The sequence below is a fragment of the Rhizobium sp. PL01 genome, assembly GCF_033447125.1.
Lineage (GTDB): Bacteria > Pseudomonadota > Alphaproteobacteria > Rhizobiales > Rhizobiaceae > Pararhizobium.
Window position 1 is genome coordinate 81386 of record NZ_JAWQUM010000014.1, and the last position, 19051, is coordinate 100436.

16 protein-coding genes and 3 tRNA genes are annotated in these 19051 nt (G+C 58.7%); 5 read left to right on the plus strand and 14 right to left on the minus strand.

Features of this window, described 5'->3' with window-relative positions:
* Window positions 1-56: 56 nt before the first annotated feature.
* The 3 genes from R6X40_RS27150 to R6X40_RS27160 are packed head-to-tail and all read right to left on the minus strand — an operon-like array spanning window position 57 to window position 1611.
* Entirely contained in the window at window positions 57-659 is a 603-nt protein-coding gene (locus tag R6X40_RS27150; RefSeq protein ID WP_318417785.1) for an NADH-quinone oxidoreductase subunit C, read from the minus strand.
* A 17-nt stretch (window positions 660-676) separates the two neighbouring features.
* Window positions 677-1255, minus strand: a complete 579-nt coding sequence (locus R6X40_RS27155) for a NuoB/complex I 20 kDa subunit family protein (RefSeq protein WP_037107732.1) — start codon at window positions 1253-1255, stop codon at window positions 677-679.
* Window positions 1246-1611 carry an NADH-quinone oxidoreductase subunit A gene (locus R6X40_RS27160; RefSeq protein ID WP_318417787.1) on the minus strand — a complete coding sequence of 122 codons (366 nt, stop codon included), beginning with the start codon at window positions 1609-1611 and terminating at the stop codon, window positions 1246-1248. Before R6X40_RS27160 ends, R6X40_RS27155 begins: the two co-directional genes overlap by 10 nt.
* Before the next feature lie 545 nt (window positions 1612-2156).
* Here R6X40_RS27160 and R6X40_RS27165 point away from each other — a divergent pair.
* The gene (locus tag R6X40_RS27165) at window positions 2157-2444 is read left to right on the plus strand and encodes a DUF982 domain-containing protein (RefSeq protein WP_318417789.1); all 288 of its coding nucleotides are present in this window, start codon (window positions 2157-2159) and stop codon (window positions 2442-2444) included.
* Between the two features lie 80 nt (window positions 2445-2524).
* Window positions 2525-2869 (plus strand): hypothetical protein, encoded by a 345-nt coding sequence (locus R6X40_RS27170; protein WP_318417790.1) that lies wholly within the window; start codon window positions 2525-2527, stop codon window positions 2867-2869.
* 121 nt (window positions 2870-2990) lie between these two features.
* Here the strand turns inward: R6X40_RS27170 and R6X40_RS27175 are convergent.
* Together R6X40_RS27175 and R6X40_RS27180 are read right to left on the minus strand one after the other, a co-directional pair.
* Window positions 2991-3067, minus strand: a tRNA-Asp gene (locus R6X40_RS27175).
* Between the two features lie 51 nt (window positions 3068-3118).
* Window positions 3119-3195: transfer RNA gene (locus tag R6X40_RS27180), tRNA-Asp, on the minus strand.
* Between the two features lie 403 nt (window positions 3196-3598).
* On the opposite strand from R6X40_RS27180, the gene R6X40_RS27185 reads away from it, so the two are divergent.
* Together R6X40_RS27185 and R6X40_RS27190 are read left to right on the plus strand one after the other, a co-directional pair.
* A tRNA-Val gene (locus R6X40_RS27185) sits at window positions 3599-3674 on the plus strand.
* A 190-nt stretch (window positions 3675-3864) separates the two neighbouring features.
* Entirely contained in the window at window positions 3865-4122 is a 258-nt protein-coding gene (locus R6X40_RS27190; protein ID WP_318417792.1) for a hypothetical protein, read from the plus strand.
* Window positions 4123-4176: 54 nt separating this feature from the next.
* Here R6X40_RS27190 and R6X40_RS27195 read toward each other — a convergent pair whose 3' ends face one another.
* The 4 genes from R6X40_RS27195 to R6X40_RS27210 form a co-directional block, all read right to left on the minus strand.
* A complete protein-coding gene (locus tag R6X40_RS27195) occupies window positions 4177-4551 on the minus strand; it encodes a CAP-Gly domain protein (RefSeq protein WP_318417793.1) in 375 nt (124 codons plus the stop codon).
* A gap of 145 nt (window positions 4552-4696) precedes the next feature.
* A complete protein-coding gene (locus R6X40_RS27200) occupies window positions 4697-5095 on the minus strand; it encodes a cupin domain-containing protein (RefSeq protein ID WP_318417795.1) in 399 nt (132 codons plus the stop codon).
* A gap of 137 nt (window positions 5096-5232) precedes the next feature.
* Window positions 5233-8706, minus strand: a complete 3474-nt coding sequence (locus R6X40_RS27205; protein WP_318417796.1) for an ATP-binding protein — start codon at window positions 8704-8706, stop codon at window positions 5233-5235.
* Window positions 8706-9977, minus strand: coding sequence for an exonuclease SbcCD subunit D (locus tag R6X40_RS27210; protein WP_318417798.1), 1272 nt, complete (start codon window positions 9975-9977; stop codon window positions 8706-8708). The genes R6X40_RS27205 and R6X40_RS27210 overlap by 1 nt, the downstream gene beginning before the upstream one ends.
* Window positions 9978-10174: 197 nt before the next feature.
* On the opposite strand from R6X40_RS27210, the gene R6X40_RS27215 reads away from it, so the two are divergent.
* Window positions 10175-10645 carry a MarR family winged helix-turn-helix transcriptional regulator gene (locus R6X40_RS27215; RefSeq protein ID WP_318417800.1) on the plus strand — a complete coding sequence of 157 codons (471 nt, stop codon included), beginning with the start codon at window positions 10175-10177 and terminating at the stop codon, window positions 10643-10645.
* An 86-nt stretch (window positions 10646-10731) separates the two neighbouring features.
* Here the strand turns inward: R6X40_RS27215 and R6X40_RS27220 are convergent, their stop codons facing one another.
* The 5 genes from R6X40_RS27220 to clpP all read right to left on the minus strand — a co-directional run bounded on the left by R6X40_RS27220 (window position 10732) and on the right by clpP (window position 18837).
* On the minus strand, window positions 10732-12924 hold the full coding sequence (locus tag R6X40_RS27220; protein ID WP_318417802.1) for an esterase-like activity of phytase family protein: 2193 nt from the start codon (window positions 12922-12924) through the stop codon (window positions 10732-10734).
* A gap of 211 nt (window positions 12925-13135) precedes the next feature.
* Window positions 13136-13408 carry a DNA-binding protein HupB gene (gene hupB / locus R6X40_RS27225; RefSeq protein WP_037107702.1) on the minus strand — a complete coding sequence of 91 codons (273 nt, stop codon included), beginning with the start codon at window positions 13406-13408 and terminating at the stop codon, window positions 13136-13138.
* A 327-nt stretch (window positions 13409-13735) separates the two neighbouring features.
* A complete protein-coding gene (gene lon / locus R6X40_RS27230) occupies window positions 13736-16156 on the minus strand; it encodes an endopeptidase La (protein WP_318417803.1) in 2421 nt (806 codons plus the stop codon).
* 470 nt (window positions 16157-16626) lie between these two features.
* Complete coding sequence (gene clpX / locus R6X40_RS27235) at window positions 16627-17904, minus strand: ATP-dependent Clp protease ATP-binding subunit ClpX (RefSeq protein WP_068953387.1); 1278 nt, start codon at window positions 17902-17904, stop codon at window positions 16627-16629.
* Between the two features lie 300 nt (window positions 17905-18204).
* The gene (gene clpP, locus R6X40_RS27240) at window positions 18205-18837 is read right to left on the minus strand and encodes an ATP-dependent Clp endopeptidase proteolytic subunit ClpP (RefSeq protein WP_318417806.1); all 633 of its coding nucleotides are present in this window, start codon (window positions 18835-18837) and stop codon (window positions 18205-18207) included.
* Window positions 18838-19051 lie beyond the last annotated feature (214 nt).

Below are 19051 nucleotides of genomic sequence, written 5' to 3' on the forward strand. Positions count from 1 at the left end.
CTTGCTCCGAGCCGAAACACCTTCACGATAAGCGTAGGTGCCGGCCTTCCTTGTTCTTACTGCTTTGCCTTCTCGTCGCCAGGCAGAACGTAGTCCGTTCCTTCCCAGGGCGACATGAAGTCGAAGTTTCGGAATTCCTGCTTCAGTTCGACGGGCTCGTAGACGACACGCTTGACTTCGTCATTGTAGCGAACTTCGACGAAACCGGTCGTGGGGAAGTCCTTGCGCAGCGGATAGCCTTCAAAACCATAGTCGGTCAGGATGCGGCGCAGGTCCGGATGGCCGGTAAAGAGGATGCCATACATGTCGTAGGCTTCCCGCTCGAACCAGTCGGCGCCTGGATAGACGGCGCAGGCTGACGGCACCGGCTGATCTTCGCCGGTCGCGATCTTAATGCGGATGCGCAGGTTCTGCTTCGGCGACAGCATATGATAGACGACATCGAAACGATCCGGACGCTGCGGCCAGTCGACGCCGCAAATATCCGTAAAGTTGATGAAGCCGCAGCGGGCGTCATCCCGCAGGAATGTCAGCAGCGCAATCAGATTGTCCGCTGTGGACATCAGCGTTAGTTCGCCATAGCTGATGACGGCATCCGAAATCAAAGCGCCGCGTGTTTCGCGGATATAAGTAGCAAGTCCGTTCAGGGCTTCACTCATGTTCAGGTCCCCTGCCCTTACCGTTCGATCGTGCCTGTGCGGCGGATCTTCTTCTGCAGCAGCAGCACACCGTAGAGGAGCGCTTCTGCCGTGGGAGGACAGCCTGGCACATAGATATCGACCGGCACAACGCGGTCACAGCCGCGCACCACCGAATAAGAATAGTGATAGTAACCGCCGCCATTGGCGCAGGATCCCATCGAGATGACGTAGCGCGGCTCGGGCATCTGGTCATAGACCTTCCGCAGAGCCGGAGCCATCTTGTTGGTCAGCGTGCCAGCAACGATCATCACGTCGGACTGGCGCGGTGAGGCGCGCGGTGCAAAGCCGAAACGCTCGGCGTCGTAACGCGGCATCGACATCTGCATCATTTCGACGGCGCAGCAGGCCAGACCAAAGGTCATCCACATCAGCGAGCCGGTACGGGCCCAGTTGATCAGCTCGTCGGTCGAGGTGACCAGAAACCCCTTGTCGGCGAGCTCATTGTTGATCTCGCCGAAATACTTGTCATTGCTGCCGATAAGCTGGCCAGTCGAGGGATCGACGATCCCCTTCGGCTTAGGCGCAACGAGCGTCGTGCTGGATGTCAGTTCCATTCCAGCGCTCCCTTCTTCCATTCATAGATAAAGCCGATAGTCAGCACGCCGAGGAACGACATCATCGAGAAGAAGCCGAACCAGCCCATGTCCTTGAACGACACGGCCCAAGGAAACAGGAACGCCACTTCGAGGTCGAAGATGATGAAGAGAATCGACACGAGGTAGAATCGGATGTCGAATTTCATGCGGGCGTCGTCGAATGCGTTGAAGCCGCACTCATAGGCCGAAAGCTTTTCGTCGTCAGGCGCCTTGTGGGCGACGGCGAACGGCGCGATCAGCAGCGCGATGCCGATAACCAGCGAAATACCGATGAAAATCGCGATCGGAATGTAGGAGCCGAGAAGGTCTGTCATTGTATCCGTCCCTGCCTGCGAGGCGCGCTGGAGAAGCGCAAAACAAAGGCTCACAGGCCGAAAAATATGTTGCAACGCCAAAGTGGTTAGCGCAGCCAGCGCCGCTGTGCAAGCCTTCAGAACGGTTTTCACCCCCTTGTGTGGCGGGAATGAAGACCCGCCAAAAGCTACCATCTCCAGCAGGCAGGCGCAAATATCGCGGAATCCCGGCCGCCCCATGCAAGACAGGCCGCCAAGCCCTTGCGCGGCAACGCCGGGGACATATGGTCGCGCTGGCTAAAATCGATTTAAATCCGGCTGCGAAAAACCCGGAAGAGCGACACGGCGGCGCACCCGGCATACCGGCGGGAGCTGCAACAAGACTGCATGGCCCCTATCCGCCTTTTGCATGGGTAGCGATGCACACATGCCGTTGTGTCCGAAAAACCCGAGACCAAGAGCGAAACACCAAAGGCTGTCTTCAGCGCGATGTGCAACCCTGGCGGATAAGCGCAATCCTCGCGCAAGCTTCATTGGGTAATGTTCTGCTAATAGAGGGAGAGCTCATGGATGATATTCCCTGGCATGAAAGTGTTTCACTCGAACTGAACGACCGCCAAGACGTGATCACCGTCTCCAGCTCGCTGGAGGCAGCGGATCTCTTGCTCAACAAATGGCCGAAGAAACGCGGCCCCAGTTACAAGCTGGCGGTTATGACCTGCCTCGATTCCTTCCGCGGAAAACAACCACCCGAACTTGTCCGTCAGGATCTCATCGCAGCAGCGATCGAAGCGCATATCTATGTAAAGCCGCGCTCCATCAGCATCTCACAAGTTGACCGTCAACACATGTGAATGACCGCCGGATATCGGCCGCCACAGATACAAGCGTTTTGGCAATTGCCTGCAACGGAACAGAGGAAGGTCTGTGTGCCGTGAAAAAGATTGCGCATCATCGCTCTCCCCTCTTTGCGGGGATGAGACCACCAGCATTGCGGCACACACCGGATATCCTCGAACGCGACACATGGCGCGCTGGGCAGGCCGCCACATGCACGCCGCACACCGTGCGGATCAGCCAGCTGTGCGAGAGAGAACGCACCGGCGAATCCACACCACTGACGGCGGCAGGCCTGCATGACATGCTCTCTTTGACCTTCGGGCTGGATGAGGCAACAGTGCGCTTCGTCTGCAGTCAGACGGAGGACGCTGGCGCATGCGAGCTGCGCGATGAGTCGGGAACCTCGAGTTATCTGATCGAGAGAATCATGCACGCCTGATGCGGCAGGCATCAAAGCCCCTTGATTGACGCATGACACCCAGAAGACGGCAAGAACCGACCGGGACCAAAGGTCCCGTCGGCTTTCAAATCACACTTGCATTTGAAATCTTAGCGGAAAATGGCGCGAGTGACGGGGCTCGAACCCGCGACCTCCGGCGTGACAGGCCGGCACTCTAACCAACTGAGCTACACCCGCGCATTATGTTACAAAGTACCCGGACATAAGCAGAAACTGCTATTCTTGAAATGGCGCGAGTGACGGGGCTCGAACCCGCGACCTCCGGCGTGACAGGCCGGCACTCTAACCAACTGAGCTACACCCGCGCATTTCATTTCAAGTCGTCCGGATGTTTTTGCATCCGCTCGAACCGGCTTGCCGTTTCGATGAGCGGCTAACTACGAGGTTCGTCTTTGGGTGTCAAGCAGGTTTGGAGACAAAACAGTGACAGCCATCGAATTGTTTCCACAGGCATGAAAAAGCGTCCTCAAAAATCCAGGTGACTTGGCGAACCCTCTCCTCTTCCATCATATTTTGTCTCTTCAGCCCTCCCCTTTGCTGCCCATCGTGGACCTGAGAGTTTTCCACATCCGATTTACAGGCGGCGGCCAGCATTCATGGGACTTTGCAAAAAAATCAAAAAAATCTTCCATTCCGCTCTTGCGGTTTTCTGCCGATACGCATAGATCACGGCCACCGACGCGGCAGACATTGCTTCTGCTTCGCGAAGGGCGATTAGCTCAGTTGGTAGAGCGCCTCGTTTACACCGAGGATGTCGGCGGTTCGAGTCCGTCATCGCCCACCATTTTCTTTTTCCTGTAAAATCTGCTTCTAAATTACCTTCTCAAGTGTTTTTGCACGCTTCCTTAAACAGCGGCATTGAGGGCTCTTGCGATAGAGCCAATGCATTGCCATCTGTTTGCGAGCGAAACAGCCAGCCTCCATAGAATGGCAGGCCGGGACCGGCGATCAGGGCGTTGAGAGGGAAATATCACATGAGGACAGCAATTCTGGCAGCGATACTCGCTGCAGGTCTAACCGCCTGTAACGCAATACCGGAAATAAGCCCGATCCCCGGCAGCATCACCTATGGCGGCCAACCGGCGACCAAGCTGACCAAGGCCCCCGTCGGCAGCGTCGTGCATCACCAGCTGGATGATCAATACGGCAAACGTGCCGAGGAAACATATATTATCGAGCCTGATCGCTCATTGCGGCTGGTGCGCAGGCAGCAGATAGTCGACCCAAACTAAAGCGCCTCATTGTTAAACCCGCCCGCATCAGCGGACGGGTTTCATGCGTATAGACTAGACTTCTTCCTTTTTCCGAACCGGCGCCTTGCGCTTGGGCTCTTCCGGGGCATCCGGCGTATAGGGCTTTTCGCCCTTCGGGGTCGGTGCCAAAAGGTTTTTCAGAGCCGACAACCGGTCTTTCAACAACGGGCGAAAGCGCGTTGCGCGAAAAGGCATATCGGCGGCGCCATATCCCTCCGGACCATCGTCATTGCCCCTGTCGATTTCCGCAAGTTTCACGCCGATGAATTCGCCGTCGATGTAATGGCTGTAGGGGCCGACCCAGCGGATCGTATAAATCTGCCCTTTGCGGATGCCCTGATCGATCGAGACGTTCTTGAACTTGTCGTCGATACAGACGACCTTTTGTCCAACATGAAAATTGTTCATCGGCAAAACCCTTAAGCGGCAGTCTGTGGGCAAATGCCGCCGAGACCGTAAATCCTTATCGTCAAATAGCGGTGTTCAGCCGCCCATTGCAACGCGGAAACGGCAAGAATCACGTATCCCTGCCGCAGCTCGCTGCTGCCGGAACTCATTTCGTCTGATATTGCTCGTCGCTCACCAGCTCCATCCAGTCGACAGCCTTGCCGTCAAGTGCCTCCTGGATGGCGATGTGGGTCATGCCTGTCGTGGCTGTAGCACCGTGCCAGTGTTTTTCGCCCGGTGGGAACCAGATGGTGTCCCCTGCCCTGATTTCGCGAACCGGTTCGCCCCAGGCCTGGGCAAGGCCGCTGCCAGCAGTGACGATCAGCGTCTGGCCAAGCGGATGGGTGTGCCAGGCCGTGCGGGCACCCGCCTCGAAGGTGACCGACACACAGCGGATACGAGCCGGTTCGGGCGCGTCGTGTATCGGGTCCTGCCGGACACTGCCGGTAAAATAGTCTGCCGGCGGCCGAACCGACGGACGTGATCCACAGGCTTTAATCTCCATGGCGATAGGCTCCCTTGTGTTTGCCGCCAACGCAGCGGGCATGCTGAATGATGGACATAGCGTCTTTCAGCCTGATGTCTCCCCCTGCCTGTCCGGCAGGGGCATCCCAGCTCAGGCCCAACCTGCCATCGCAACGATCACAGCGTATGGATCGTCACGTCCGGGCAGGCCTTGCGGGCGATGTCGCAGAGATGCTGGTGGTGGGTCAGATAGATCACCTGTCCAACCCCGGCCATATCGGCCATCAGCGAGAAGGCGTGCTCTGCGCGTCCATCATCGAAGGTTTCCATGATGTCGTCAGCGATGAACGGCAGCGATTCGCGCGTTGCGGCAATCTCGTGATAACCGGCCATGCGCAGCGCCAGATAGAGCTGGAAGCGCGTGCCCTTGGACAAATCCCGCGCCAGTTTCGATCCGCCACCGGCTGCGTTGGCGATCAGGAACTCCTCGCCCTTCTCGGCCTGTGTCGTCAGTCCCTCGTAATCACCGCCGCTGATGACGCTGAAGGCCGTGGACGCGCGGCGCATCATGGCGCTGCGATGACGCTCGCGATACAGCCTGAGCGCCGTTTCACCGGCAAGGATGCCCATGCGCAGCCGCAGATAGGTCGTTGCCCGCTCCTCGATCTCCGCAAGCACCGTGCGGCGCTTTTCCTCGATATGCGCCGCTGCATCACCGCCACCGATGGCGGCCAGTGCTTTTTCGGCATCGCGTCGTTCCGCATGCAATTCAGCCCCGTCCCGGTCGGCCTGTTCCAGCCGGGACTGCAGGGCAGCCATTTCCAGGCGCAGTCCGTCCGTATCGACGGCGCTCAGCAGCATTTCCGCCTCGTCGGCGCGGCCAACGCCGAGCCGGGCTGCCAGATCGGCTTCAGCCTCGGCAATCCGTTCGCGCAGACGCTGCCGCGCCTTGACCGTTTCCAGATGCGCACCAACCTCCAGCAACGAGCTGCTTTCGAACAGATCCAGCATGCCGCGCTTCTGCGCATCGTGGCGTTCCTGCGATTCGCCCAACACGCGTCGTTCGGCGGTGCGTGCATCATTCTCGTCTGAAAGGCGCCGAAACAGCACGTCCTGCCGCTCGGCACCGGCCAGCCGGTCGCGAATCATCTGAATGGCAAGAAGGGGTTCGTCGGATGCTGCGATGGCAAGCTGACCTGAGAGCGTCTGGACAATGGCTGCGAGGGCCAGCTGGTCCTTTCGCATACCATCGATTCGGTGATCGAGATCCGCCTTGCGCTGGATGAGCTTGTCCAGATCCTGAAGGATGGTCAGGACAGGCACGATCTCCTGCGGCGACAAAGGCGCTGTCGCTTCAGCGAGCCAGGTGGCGCCAACGGATTCCTGCCAGAGCGCAACCCACTCTGCCATTTCCGCATCGGCTGACGACCACGCAGCCGTCCGCGTGCGCAGGACCGCCCCGGCCCGCTCAACCGCTTCCGCAGCCGTGGCATGCGTTCGATGGGCTGACTGCAGATCGGCGATGATGCGCTCGGCAAACGCGATGGCATCCTCAAGCCTCACGGGCATGCCCTTTGACACACCGCTGGCCTCCAGCGCCCGTGTCAGACGATCCATCGCCTTGGTTTCATCCGCCACGGCAAGCCGCGCATCCTGCCGCGCTGCGCGGAGCTGGTTACGAACCTCCAGAGCTGCCAGCCGTCGCGCAAGCCATGCCACCAGCTGATTCAGCTTGGTATCCTCGGGCATTCCGCAGGCAATCGCAGCCGTCGATATTTCCAAACGTAGCGCCGCAAGCCCGGCATGCGTTGCTTCATGCTGCTGGCGAAATGCCGAAAGCTTGCCGTTCCGCTCCGCGATCGACAGCGAAAGCCCCCTTGCCTGCGCAAGGTCCTGCGACCGCGCCAGCCTGAGCGCCGTCGCCTCATCGTCTCTCTTCAGCACCGTTTCGAAAGCACGCACGCTGTCGCCGTCCAATTGCCCCGCATGCGCCTGCCAGGCGCGGTCACGCTCCTGCCGCAGCGCCAAGGCGGCATCATCAGCGGCAAAGCCTCCCGTCCGCGTCAGCTCCAGAAGCTTCGCCTCGTCAGCCGCCGTCAACGCCGTTTCTTCGGCGATCCGCTCATCGAGCCGCTTCAGCTGTTCGCTCAAGGTTGTCCGCCGCGCCGTCCATTCAGCGAGATCGGTTTCTTCGGGGATAAAAATGGCTGCCAGGGTGTCCGCATCCAGTTGCGCGGGCAACAGCGTTGCAAGTTTGTCGGCCAGGAGGTCTTCCAGCGTGGCAATCTGACGGTTGGCCGTCTGTTGCCGCAGCAGGCAATCGTTCTGGCGCAGCATTCGCAGCAGATCGGTCAGTGGCGCCGAATCGGCGGCAAGCGGTGAGCCTTCCGAAGCAAGTGCCACCTGCCCCCTAATTGCCTCAGCATTTTCCGTCTCGGCAAGCGTCTTTTCCCTGTGGGCAGCAATCAACCGCTCGCTCAGAGCCGCATGTTTTTGCGCCAGATCCTGCAGGCGGCCGGTGACGGCGGCTGGCAGAATGAGCGTGGCGGCGTCAGGCACGTCAGCCCGGTCAAGGCGGCCAACGCGGACAGCAATGTCGGCGACGATCTTGGCGCGCTCGTCGAGGCGATTCGGCATATCGCTGGTCGCCGTCCTGTGGCGCGCTTCGAGACCGGAACTCTCAAGATCGCGGATATCGGCGGCCAGTGCCAGCACCGCTTCATCCCGCTCGATACCAGCGATTTCTGCGGCTCTCCGGTCAATGTCGCCGTCCAACTGGGCCAGGCGGGCATCGATTTCGGTTTCCTCGCGCTGCAATTGCGACAAAAGAGTATGCCAGGCGGCCGGTGGTTCCGGCAGATCCGCGAAACCGGCAAGCTCGGAGCGCAAACCGCGCAATCGCGCCAGAAGAGGCAGCGCCTCGATGCGGTCACGGGCATGATCGAGAGAAACGCGCAGCTCCGCCCGCGCCCTCACGGCAACGTCATGTCGCTCGGCAGCCACGTCACGCACCTTGCGCAGACCGGCAAATTCGCGGGCATTGATATCGATAGCGGCTTTTTCGTCCTTCAGCGCCTCAAGCTCAGCCTTCAATTCCGCCAGCTTATGTTTGCGGCCCTGCGGCTTGTAGAAGGCATCAGCCTGAGCCTTCAGGCCGGACAGGATGGCACTGCTGTCCGGCAGGCCGGAGCTGGCCGAAAACAACAGGGCACCGAGTTCGCCTTCACTCTTCAGGATGCTTTCGCCACCTTTTTCGATGCTGTCATCATCGAGCGAGAACATCATCTGGTAGGTTGCCCGGTCGATCGAACCGAGTGCCGCCGAAAACAGATTGTCCGGCAGGGGCTGGTCGTCGGGGCCGAGAAGCGAGTTCTGATTGCGTTTGACACGCGAAACCGCATGCACCCTGCCGCCGGTCTCGATGACACCACCAACACGCATCGTCGCGTAGGGATGCAGGAAGCCGTAGCCGCTCAGCCGCTCGATGCCGAACAGCAGATCGAGGAAAGCGGAAAACAGCGTCGATTTTCCAGCTTCGTTCGGGCCGTAGACAAGATGAAAATCCGCTTGCCCTGGGCGAGCCTCGCCAAAATCGAGGCTGCGTCCGGTGAATTTTCCATAGCGAAGCAGATCGAGACGGTTAAGGCGCATCAGCGGTCAACCTCCGCGCCATGCAGATAGGCGAGGACATCATCGCTACCGGCCAGCGCCATGGCCTCGGCCAAATCCCCGGCTGCCTGCTCATCACCTGCCAGACTTTCACGCAATTCGCGCGGCAGCTGCAGTAACAGTTCATCGAGCACGACACCCGCTTCCTGGCGAAAGGCGTGGGACGCCAGCACATCGGTGCGGATCAGGCTGGCCAGTTCTTCCACAGGATCGGGGCCGGTCAAGGCTATCCCCGCATCCATGCCCCGGCAATCGATATCGATCTTCTCGACCCAGCACCCGGTGAGGCCTGCGGCAAGATTGGTGATTTCGGCCAGCAGGAAATCGGGATCGCGGCGAAGTTTCCACGCGAGCGGCGTTAGACCTGTCAGCGCGATTCGGAGAATGAGATGGTCGGCACCCGCCTCACTTCGCAGCGACGACAGCGTTTCGCCCACCCTCTCCAGCATTTGGCGCCAGTCCTGCGCTCCGCTCAGATCGATGGTAACACGCTCGAACACCGCCTGTCCTATCTGATGCTCCCGGTATCCGAGCGACCCGTCGTCGCCGACAGTGACCAGTGTCACCGTCTTTGGCCCAGCCTCGTTGATATCGCGGCCCTGTGGCATGCCGGGCATGACGATCAACGGTGCCTCGGAGTGAACCTGGCGCATGTGAACATGACCGAGAGCCCAATAGTCGAAACCGTGCCGTGCAAGCTCGGCCACGCTGGTCGGCGCATAGGGATCATGCCCTGGTGTTCCGGCCAGGCTGGTGTGCAGCATGCCGATATTTACAGCATCGGCGACCGGCGGCTGGAAGGATGGCAACAGGCTCTCGGGCGCATGCGGATTGGCAAAGCTGATACCGTGGATATGGACGTCCCGCCCATCGCCGAGAGACTTGGCAAGCACCGGCTTCGCCCGGCCCGAAAACACATGCACATTGGCCGGGAATGTCAGCTCGCGGGTCATTGCCGACTGCGAATCGTGATTGCCACGGATGAGGAATACGCCGATCCCGGCCGTCTCCAACCGGCGCAACTCGCTCGACAGATAGAGCGCCGTGTTCATCGAGGTCTGCGACCCATCGTAGAGGTCGCCCACAATCAGCAGGGCATCGACACTCTCTGACAGACACAGGTCGACGATCCTGGCGAGTGCGGTCCGGGTCGCGCCGCGCACCAGCTCGGCAAGTTCCGGATTTTTCAACGCAAGACTGCGCAAGGGTGAATCGAGATGAAGGTCGGCGGTATGAACGAAGCGAAATGGCATAGCCGACCATGGCCTGCCGTCCGGCCTTGCGTCAATGCCGCGCGTGCCCTGCCAACGGGTCTATTCAGCCCTTTCAGCACAGCAACATTATTGGGGAGATGCGGGACCTTGGCGCAAGGGTCCCGAATTAGACTTGACTACACCGTCAACAATACCGTCATTTGACATGGCCCCTCATAATATCCATATGAAACATCATGAAATCCACATTCGAAGTCTCCGACAAGCTCTTTGAGCTTTACCATCGCGTCCACCGCCTCATCAACGAATCGATGACGGAGGAAGGCGTGTCGCTGGCGCGCAGCAAGTTCCTGTTTTTCCTGAGCAAGCTTGGCCCCTGTCGGTCGACCGATATCGCCGGGGCGCTGAATTTTGCACCACGGACGGTGACGGAAGCCATCGACGGGCTGGAGCGCGATAAGCTTGTCGTACGCAAGCCCGATCCAGAAGACCGCCGGGCCAAGATCGTCTCGATCACCGATGTCGGCCGCGTCGTTCTCGAAGCAGCCGAACACCCGCGAAAGCAGCTGATCGAGGAAATCTTCTCTGCACTCGACGATCAGCAGCTCGACCAGATGCACGATATCGTCAGCCGTCTGGTGGCCAAGGCGGATGAAATCCGCAAGCGCAAGGAAGCCGAAGGGGCGAACGAAACGGCCGCTCAGTAGCGTGCCTTTCGCCGGTCTTATCAGGTTAAATTAAAAAAGGCCGGAACATCATGTTCCGGCCTTTTCCGTTACCAGTAGAGAAGCGCTTACATCGCGTTCATCGTACCGATCGAGAAGAACAAGGTTTCGCCCGACGAGTCGTCAACGCCATCATTGTCGGTGACGACGAAGCCATTGCCGGCCGCATCGACGGTGAAGCCTTCAACCTTGTCGATGACGTAGCCGTTCAGTGCCTTGAGGTCGGGAATGAGGTCACGGACCTCTTCCTTTTTGACCACGGGCAGTGCGCCACCCAGCTTGGCCGGCTTCAGGTCGGCCAATGCTACGCGGTAGAGCTTCTTCAGCTTGGCAGCCTGACCGATCAGGTTGTCACGCTCGATGATATAGGCGTAGTCGCCATAGGCCGTGATTTCGGACAAGCCAACCCAGCCACTTTCCGTCTTTTCGAGCGGGTAGCGCACGGCGCCCCATTCTTTGGACGACGGCTTGTAGGAGACGAGCTTCACAAAACCCTTCTCGTCGTCGCCCCATTCGCGCTGAACGGCCATCCACAGCATCATGTCGTCGCCTTTGCCGACGCTGGTGATGCCTTCAAAGCCGAAGCGCTTCTCACCGGCACGCAGCTCGGCGGGAATGGCGATTTCCTTTTCGATCTCGCCCTTCTTGTTCACGTGGATGATCGCGTGGCTATAGAGCTTGTCGGCGTCACCTTCATTGGCGAGCCAGAAGCCGCCCTCACCGTCTGGCGTCAGGCCTTCACTGTCGAGCTTCTGGGCCGCGGCGCCATTGCGCGTGATGCGCAGGGCATCGACGATCTTCGCAGGCTTTGCGGTAGCGTCGATCGTGAAGATCGTCGGCTGCGACGCGTAGAACGAATCGTTGACCGCATAGAGCATGCCCGGCTTGTCCTTGACAGGAGCGAGACCCGAAAGCGCGCCAAAGCCGATCAGTTCGCCGTCCTTCTCGGTGGAGACGATCTGCGGATAGGCGGGTACGCCTTCCGCACGTTCATAGATCATGACGTGCGAGCGACCGCCGCCGTCTTCCACGAGGTCGGCTTCGTTGGCAGTGACGAACAGGTTGCGGCTTGGAATGGCAACGGCGCCTTCCGGAGCGATACCCGAGGGCAGGAGCTGAAGAAGCTCAGGCTCGGCACCGGTGTCCTTGAACACGCCGACGATAGACGCGCGCTCGGCAAGCACGAAGAACAGGTTGTCATCACCGAACTTGGCTGCTTCCAGGCCTTCCGGTTCGACACCCTTCTTGTTGCGCTTGTCCGGGTAGTGGCCGATCTTGGCGATCTCGCGCTCGAAAGCAGCACCGTTTTCGTAAAGAACCTTGCCGGTCTTGTCGAAGATGGTGAAGCCGCGTGCGCCGCCCTTCCAGTCGCCTTCATTGGCGACGACGAGACGGTTGTCGTCCAGCCACTTAACAGCGTCAGGCTCGCGGGCGACATCCTTCATCTCGCCGGTGAACTTCAGCGCGCCGTCCTTCTTGGTATCGATGCCTTCGAGGCTGACAGTACCGGCCGAGAAGTGCGACTTCACGGCGCCGGTCTTGCCGTCGACGATGACGACATAGTTGTTTTCCTGAAGGGTAACTGCAACCTCATCGAGGCTGTTGAAGGAAACGAACTCCGGTTCCGGATCATCACCAGCAACGTCGGCAAGTCCGGTCAGCGTGACGTGCTTGATCGAACCGCAATCGACAACGCCGTCCTTGAGCGAAAGGAGGACCAGATCACCAGCCGGCATCTGCGGGATGGCACCGTCGTTGACCTCTTCATCACGCTCGTTCTCGATGGCGATCGCAGCGAGGGTCTTGTCCTTGTTGAGGGCGATCGAATCAGGCTGGCCGCCGAGGTCGCATGTCGTGTCGATGGCCTTTGAAGCGAGATCGACCTGAGCAAGCATGCCCGACGGCTTGACGAAGCTTTCGCGGGTGTTGATCGCCACGAGCGCCTTGCCGGCAGCGAAAGTGACCGAGGTTGGCTCGCCGTCGAAAGCAACGGAACCACCGGCCTTCGGGGCCTTTGCATCGGTAATGTCAATGAAACCGATCGCCTTGTTCGGGCTGTCGGAATAGACGAGCGTATTGCCGTCCTCGCTGGCGGCGACAATTTCAGCCGAGGTCACGGAGTTCTTGTCAGTGCCCTCAGGCAGATTGTCGGCGACGGCGAACGAGGCAATACGATTAAATACGGGTTCTGCGCTGACGGCCGACACGGTCGAAGCAGCGAGCACGGCAGCGAGTGCTGCGGTGAGCGAAAATGTCTTCACGGGATGTCCCTCCTGATCAATGAATACGGAGGGGTTTTGATCGCGCAGTGTAACACCCGCATGACAGCCAGCGTATATTAGACAACAGCAAGGCGAGAGACAAAAGCCATAGACTCAAACGAAAAGAGGCCCGGGAAAACCCGGGCCTCAAATCAACCTGCTATCGAACCGTTGGCGTCTTCGCCACGGTGCTGCAGACGAAACATGAAACTTAGTTCACGGCGTCCTTGAGACCCTTACCGGCCGAGAACTTCGGCACGTTACGGGCAGGGATATCGACTTCTGCGCCGGTGGACGGGTTACGACCCTTAGATGCTTCGCGGCGGCTGACCGAAAAGTTGCCGAAGCCAACGAGGCGAACGTCGCCGCCGTTCTTCAGTTCTGCCTGGATAACGTCGAAGATTGCATCAACTGCAGAAGATGCATCTGTCTTCGAGAGTCCGGCCTTCTCGGCAACTGCGGACACGAGCTCATTCTTGTTCATGTTTCCACCCCTTTCAATACTGGTTCGAAACGACTCAATTTTCAAGCCGGGAGCAGCATACGCGCGACCCCCGCCTTGGCAAACCCAATCGCTCCGAATCCCATGGAATGCAAGGCTTTGCGGGAGGTTTTACATAAAAAAGACCGGCAAAAATGCCGGTCTTCCACTGTTTCCGTTCCAAATCAGTGCACAACCTGCGGCAGGCACCAGTTCGAACTCAAGTCAAGTCCAAACGACACCGGCCCGAAAATCGGAATGATTTTCGGGCCGGTGCGTAGAGACAAAGTCTAGTGCGTTCTTTGTGCGTCCATAAAGACGCACGGCGCGTTAGTGGGCAATCGACGCGCCGGCATCATCGGCCGGATCGGCTGCCGCAATCGGCACGGCCTGCTTGGCAGGATCCCATTCGATTGCCACCGGAACCCGCAACAGAGCGTGCTGCAGAACCTCGCCAATATGCGAGACCGGAACGATCTCCATATTGTTCTTCACGTTGTCCGGAATATCCGCCAGATCCTTGGCGTTTTCTTCCGGGATCAGCACCTTCTTGATGCCACCGCGAAGGGCTGCGAGCAGCTTTTCTTTCAGGCCACCGATCGGCAGGACACGGCCGCGCAGGGTGATTTCACCCGTCATCGCCACATCCTTGTTGACGGCAATACCGGTCATGATCGACACGATCGCGGTTGCCATGGCCACACCGGCGGACGGACCGTCCTTCGGCGTCGCGCCTTCCGGCACGTGCACATGGATATCGCTCTTGTCGAACAGTGGCGGCTCGATGCCGAAGTCGATCGCACGCGAGCGGACATAGGATGCCGCAGCCGAAATCGATTCCTTCATCACGTCGCGCAGGTTACCGGTCACCGTCATGCGGCCCTTGCCGGGCATCATGACGCCTTCGATCGTCAGAAGCTCACCACCAACTTCCGTCCAGGCGAGACCAGTGACGACACCGACCTGGTCGGTGCGTTCGGCTTCGCCGTGGCGATAGCGTGGAACACCAAGATAGTCGTTGATGTTCTCGGCAGTCACTTCAACCTTGTCGGTGCGACCCTTCAGGATTTCCGTGACGGCCTTGCGGGCAACCTTCATCAGCTCGCGCTCAAGGCTACGCACACCGGCTTCGCGGGTGTAGGTCTGGATGATCGCCGACAAGGCACCGTCGGTGATCGAGAACTCCTTCGGCTGAAGCGCGTGGTCGGCAATCGCCTTCGGCAAAAGGTGCCGCTTGGCAATTTCCAGCTTTTCTTCTTCCGTGTAGCCGGCAATCCGGATCACTTCCATGCGGTCCATCAACGGTGCAGGGATGTTAAGCGTGTTTGCCGTGGTGATGAACATCACGTTCGAGAGATCGTATTCGACCTCCAGATAGTGGTCCATGAACGTCGAGTTCTGTTCTGGATCCAAAACCTCCAGGAGAGCCGATGACGGGTCGCCGCGGAAATCCTGGCCCATCTTGTCGATTTCATCGAGCAGGAAGAGCGGGTTGGACTTCTTTGCCTTCTTCATCGACTGGATGACCTTGCCGGGCATCGAACCGATATAAGTGCGGCGGTGACCGCGGATTTCGGCTTCGTCACGGACGCCGCCGAGTGCCATGCGGATATATTCGCGGCCGGTCGCCTTGGCGATCGACTTGGCAAGCGAGGTCTTGCCGACGCCTGGAGGACCGACGAGGCACAGGATCGGCCCCTTGATCTTCTGCGAACGCGCCTGGACCGCCAGATACTCGATGATCCGTTCCTTGACCTTGTCGAGGCCGAAGTGATCCAGCTCCAGCACCTTTTCGGCGTGGTTGAGATCGGTCTTGACCTTGGACTTTTTGCTCCACGGAATGCCGAGCAGCCAATCCAGATAGTTGCGCACGACGGTGGCTTCCGCCGACATCGGGCTCATCTGGCGCAGCTTCTTGACTTCCGCGTCGGCCTTTTCACGGGCTTCCTTGGAGAGCTTGGTCTTGGTGATGCGGTCTTCCAGCTCGGCCATCTCGTCGCGGCCTTCCTCGCCGTCGCCGAGTTCCTTCTGGATCGCCTTCATCTGTTCGTTCAGGTAATATTCGCGCTGGGTCTTTTCCATCTGGCGCTTGACGCGCGAGCGGATGCGCTTCTCGACCTGCAAAACCGAGATTTCGCCTTCCATGAAGCCGAGCGCCTTTTCAAGGCGCAGCTTGACGCTGGTCGTCTCAAGCATTTCCTGCTTTTCGACGATCTTGATGGAGAGATGCGATGCAACAGTATCGGCCAACTTCGAATAATCTTCGATCTGGCTGGCGGCGCCGACGACTTCCGGGGAAATCTTCTTGTTGAGCTTCACATAGCTCTCGAATTCCGACACCACGGAACGGCTCAGCGCTTCGACCTCGATCGGATCTTCTTCCGGCTCGGAAAGCGGATGTGCCATTGCTTCATAAAATTCTTCGCGGCCGGTATAGCCGTCGATCTCGGCGCGCGCGCGACCTTCGACCAGAACCTTGACGGTCCCGTCGGGCAGCTTCAGGAGCTGCAGCACATTGGCAATGGTGCCGATCTGATAGATCGCAGCCGGTTCCGGATCATCGTCGCTGGCATTGATCTGGGTGGCAAGCATGATCTGCTTGTCGGTGCCCATGACTTCTTCCAGCGCGCGGATCGACTTTTCACGGCCAACAAACAGCGGCACGATCATGTGCGGGAACACCACGATGTCGCGCAGCGGCAGCACCGGATAGGTCGCGCTCTCGATTGCCGGAGACGTTTTGCTCGTCATGTCATTTCCTTTCCGTCCCGTTTCCGGGCCCGTTACCCGAAGCGTTCAAGGGCGCTTCCGGTCCTCATTCTTTCCACTGTCAGGTGGAGTGTGTGACGTCTGTTTTCAACCCTTTGCCGACTACCGATCTGGGAGGCAGCGTAGCCGGATAGTAAACGGCATCTGACTGTTGCGAGCCTTGCCGCGGGAGTTAACGCACACGCTTCGTGCCGGGACACATCGACACAGAATCGTTACATAATCGCGTTGTTGACCGCTTTTAGCAATCGCTGATTCTCTCGAATTTTCATTCAGCGGCTACCTCCAGCGATCAAGCTTTCTGCAGCTGGATATCCGCAAAATATGCAGGGCAGACCTGCACTTATTGCTTATGCGCGCCCTGCCCGGCAGGCACGGACCAAGCCTTTCAGCATATTTTCGCATAAAAAAGGCCCGCACATGGCGGGCCTCTTTGAAAGATACCGATCCGATCAAGCCGAAACGTTGGCCTTTTCCTCGGAACGTTCCGAGTAGATGTAGAGCGGACGGGCCGAACCCTTGACCACCTCGTCGGAGATGACAACTTCGCGAACGCCTTCCAGCGTCGGCAATTCGAACATCGTGTCGAGCAGGATCTTTTCCATGATCGAACGCAGGCCGCGAGCACCGGTCTTGCGGATGATGGCACGCTTGGCGATTTCGCGCAGCGCATCCTCGTGGAACGTCAGTTCAACGTCTTCCATCTCGAACAGGCGCTGGTACTGCTTGATCAGTGCGTTCTTCGGTTCCGACAGGATCTGGATCAGGGCCGGCTCATCGAGATCCTCGAGCGTCGCCAGGACTGGCAGACGGCCGATGAATTCAGGGATGAGACCGAATTTTACCAGATCTTCCGGCTCCAGTTCGCGCAGGACTTCGCCGACGCGACGATCTTCCGGAGACTTCACCGAAGCGCCGAAGCCGATCGAGGTCTTTTCGCCGCGCGCCGAAATGATCTTGTCGAGACCGGCAAACGCGCCGCCGCAGATGAACAGGATGTTGGTCGTATCAACCTGCAGGAACTCCTGCTGCGGATGCTTGCGGCCACCCTGCGGAGGAACGGATGCGACCGTGCCTTCCATGATCTTCAGCAGTGCCTGCTGCACGCCCTCGCCCGAAACATCGCGGGTGATCGACGGATTGTCGGACTTGCGCGAGATCTTGTCGACTTCGTCGATATAGACGATGCCGCGCTGCGCACGCTCGACGTTATAGTCCGCCGACTGCAGGAGCTTCAGGATGATGTTCTCGACGTCTTCGCCGACATAACCGGCTTCGGTGAGCGTCGTGGCATCCGCCATAGTGAACGGCACGTCGATGATACGGGCGAGCGTCTGCGCAAGATAGGTCTTGCCGCAGCCGGTCGGTCCGACGAGCATGATGTTCGACTTTGCAAGCTCGATGTCGCTTCCCTTAGCGGAATGCGCCAGACGCTTGTAGTGATTGTGGACGGCAACCGACAGGATGCGCTTGGCCTGTTGCTGGCCAATGACGTATTCGTCGAGAACCTTGATGATCTCCTGAGGCGTCGGAACGCCATCGCGGGACTTGACCATCGATGTCTTGTTCTCTTCGCGGATGATGTCCATGCAGAGTTCGACGCATTCATCGCAGATGAACACTGTCGGTCCAGCAATCAGCTTGCGGACCTCGTGCTGGCTCTTTCCGCAGAAGGAGCAGTATAGGGTATTCTTGGAGTCACCGCCGTTGCTACCGCTGACCTTGCTCATATCACTTTCCTTCCAGCACGCCGGACACCCCTTGCAAGGTGAAACGGACTACTCAACCCGCTCCGCACATTTTCCGCGTTCATGCGCAAAATGACGGCGCCTTCGGGAGTACGAACCGGCTTCAAACAACCATGTTTGATGTCCGGCAGCAACGAATCTCCCACCGAATACCGAATGCTAGGACTTCAAACTTCAACATAGCATTAACGGTCGATATTAACGGCTTTGGCCTGCGGATAAAGCCCTATGAGAGTTACAATTGTGTCACAAATGCATCTATCCGCACACAAAAGCTTGATTTCATGCCTCAGCAGCAGCTTCCATGGCCTCACGTGACGTGATGACCTTGTCAAGGACACCCCAGCTCATCGCTTCATCAGCAGTCATGAAGTGGTCACGATCAAGCGTCTGTTCAACCTCTTCCAAGGTCCGGCCAGTGTGCTTGACGTAAACTTCGTTCAGCCGGCGCTTCATTTTCAGAATGTCGCGGGCATGCCGTTCGATGTCGGACGCCTGGCCTTGGAAACCGCCCGATGGCTGGTGAACCATGATGCGGGCGTTCGGCGTGGCAAAGCGCATGTCCTTGTGGCCGGCGGCCAGAAGCAGCGAGCCCATGGAGGCGGCCTGACCGATGCACAGCGTCGAAACGGCAGGCTTGATGAACTGCATCGTGTCGTAGATCGCCATGCCGGCGGTGACGACGCCACCCGGCGAATTGATGTAGAGGGCGATTTCCTTCTTCGGGTTTTCAGCTTCCAGGAAGAGCAGCTGGGCGCAGATCAGCGTCGCCATGTGATCTTCGACTGGACCCGTCAAAAAGATGATGCGCTCTTTCAGGAGACGCGAAAAGATATCGTAGGAGCGCTCGCCGCGATTGGTCTGTTCAACGACCATCGGCACCAGAGCCATAGCGGTATCAACGGGATTTCTCATGTCAAACCTTTGTCTATCTGGCGCGCAAACCCTTTTGCACACCGGGAATCATCGGGAATATCTCTTGTCCATACATAGAGTGTCCAAGTACCCGACTTCAAGTCGCGAAGTCTTCATAACGTTAATACCCGTTCCGGGCCGGAACGTTGCCACGCAAAGCATCCAGGTGATCCTTTAGCGGCTTCTAACTGTCAGGATAGAGGCAATCGGCCAT

Coding starts and splice junctions, on each gene's coding strand:
- R6X40_RS27205 (WP_318417796.1), bottom strand. CDS start 8,706: ATGCGCCTTAACCGTCTCGATCTGCTTCGCTATGGAAAATTCACCGGA.
- R6X40_RS27165 (WP_318417789.1), top strand. CDS start 2,157: ATGGATGATATTCCCTGGCATGAAAGTGTTTCACTCGAACTGAACGAC.
- R6X40_RS27150 (WP_318417785.1), bottom strand. CDS start 659: ATGAGTGAAGCCCTGAACGGACTTGCTACTTATATCCGCGAAACACGC.
- R6X40_RS27155 (WP_037107732.1), bottom strand. CDS start 1,255: ATGGAACTGACATCCAGCACGACGCTCGTTGCGCCTAAGCCGAAGGGG.
- hupB (WP_037107702.1), bottom strand. CDS start 13,408: ATGAACAAGAATGAGCTCGTGTCCGCAGTTGCCGAGAAGGCCGGACTC.
- R6X40_RS27195 (WP_318417793.1), bottom strand. CDS start 4,551: ATGAACAATTTTCATGTTGGACAAAAGGTCGTCTGTATCGACGACAAG.
- R6X40_RS27210 (WP_318417798.1), bottom strand. CDS start 9,977: ATGCCATTTCGCTTCGTTCATACCGCCGACCTTCATCTCGATTCACCC.
- R6X40_RS27190 (WP_318417792.1), top strand. CDS start 3,865: ATGAGGACAGCAATTCTGGCAGCGATACTCGCTGCAGGTCTAACCGCC.
- clpX (WP_068953387.1), bottom strand. CDS start 17,904: ATGAGCAAGGTCAGCGGTAGCAACGGCGGTGACTCCAAGAATACCCTA.
- clpP (WP_318417806.1), bottom strand. CDS start 18,837: ATGAGAAATCCCGTTGATACCGCTATGGCTCTGGTGCCGATGGTCGTT.
- R6X40_RS27200 (WP_318417795.1), bottom strand. CDS start 5,095: ATGGAGATTAAAGCCTGTGGATCACGTCCGTCGGTTCGGCCGCCGGCA.
- lon (WP_318417803.1), bottom strand. CDS start 16,156: ATGACGAGCAAAACGTCTCCGGCAATCGAGAGCGCGACCTATCCGGTG.
- R6X40_RS27215 (WP_318417800.1), top strand. CDS start 10,175: ATGAAATCCACATTCGAAGTCTCCGACAAGCTCTTTGAGCTTTACCAT.
- R6X40_RS27160 (WP_318417787.1), bottom strand. CDS start 1,611: ATGACAGACCTTCTCGGCTCCTACATTCCGATCGCGATTTTCATCGGT.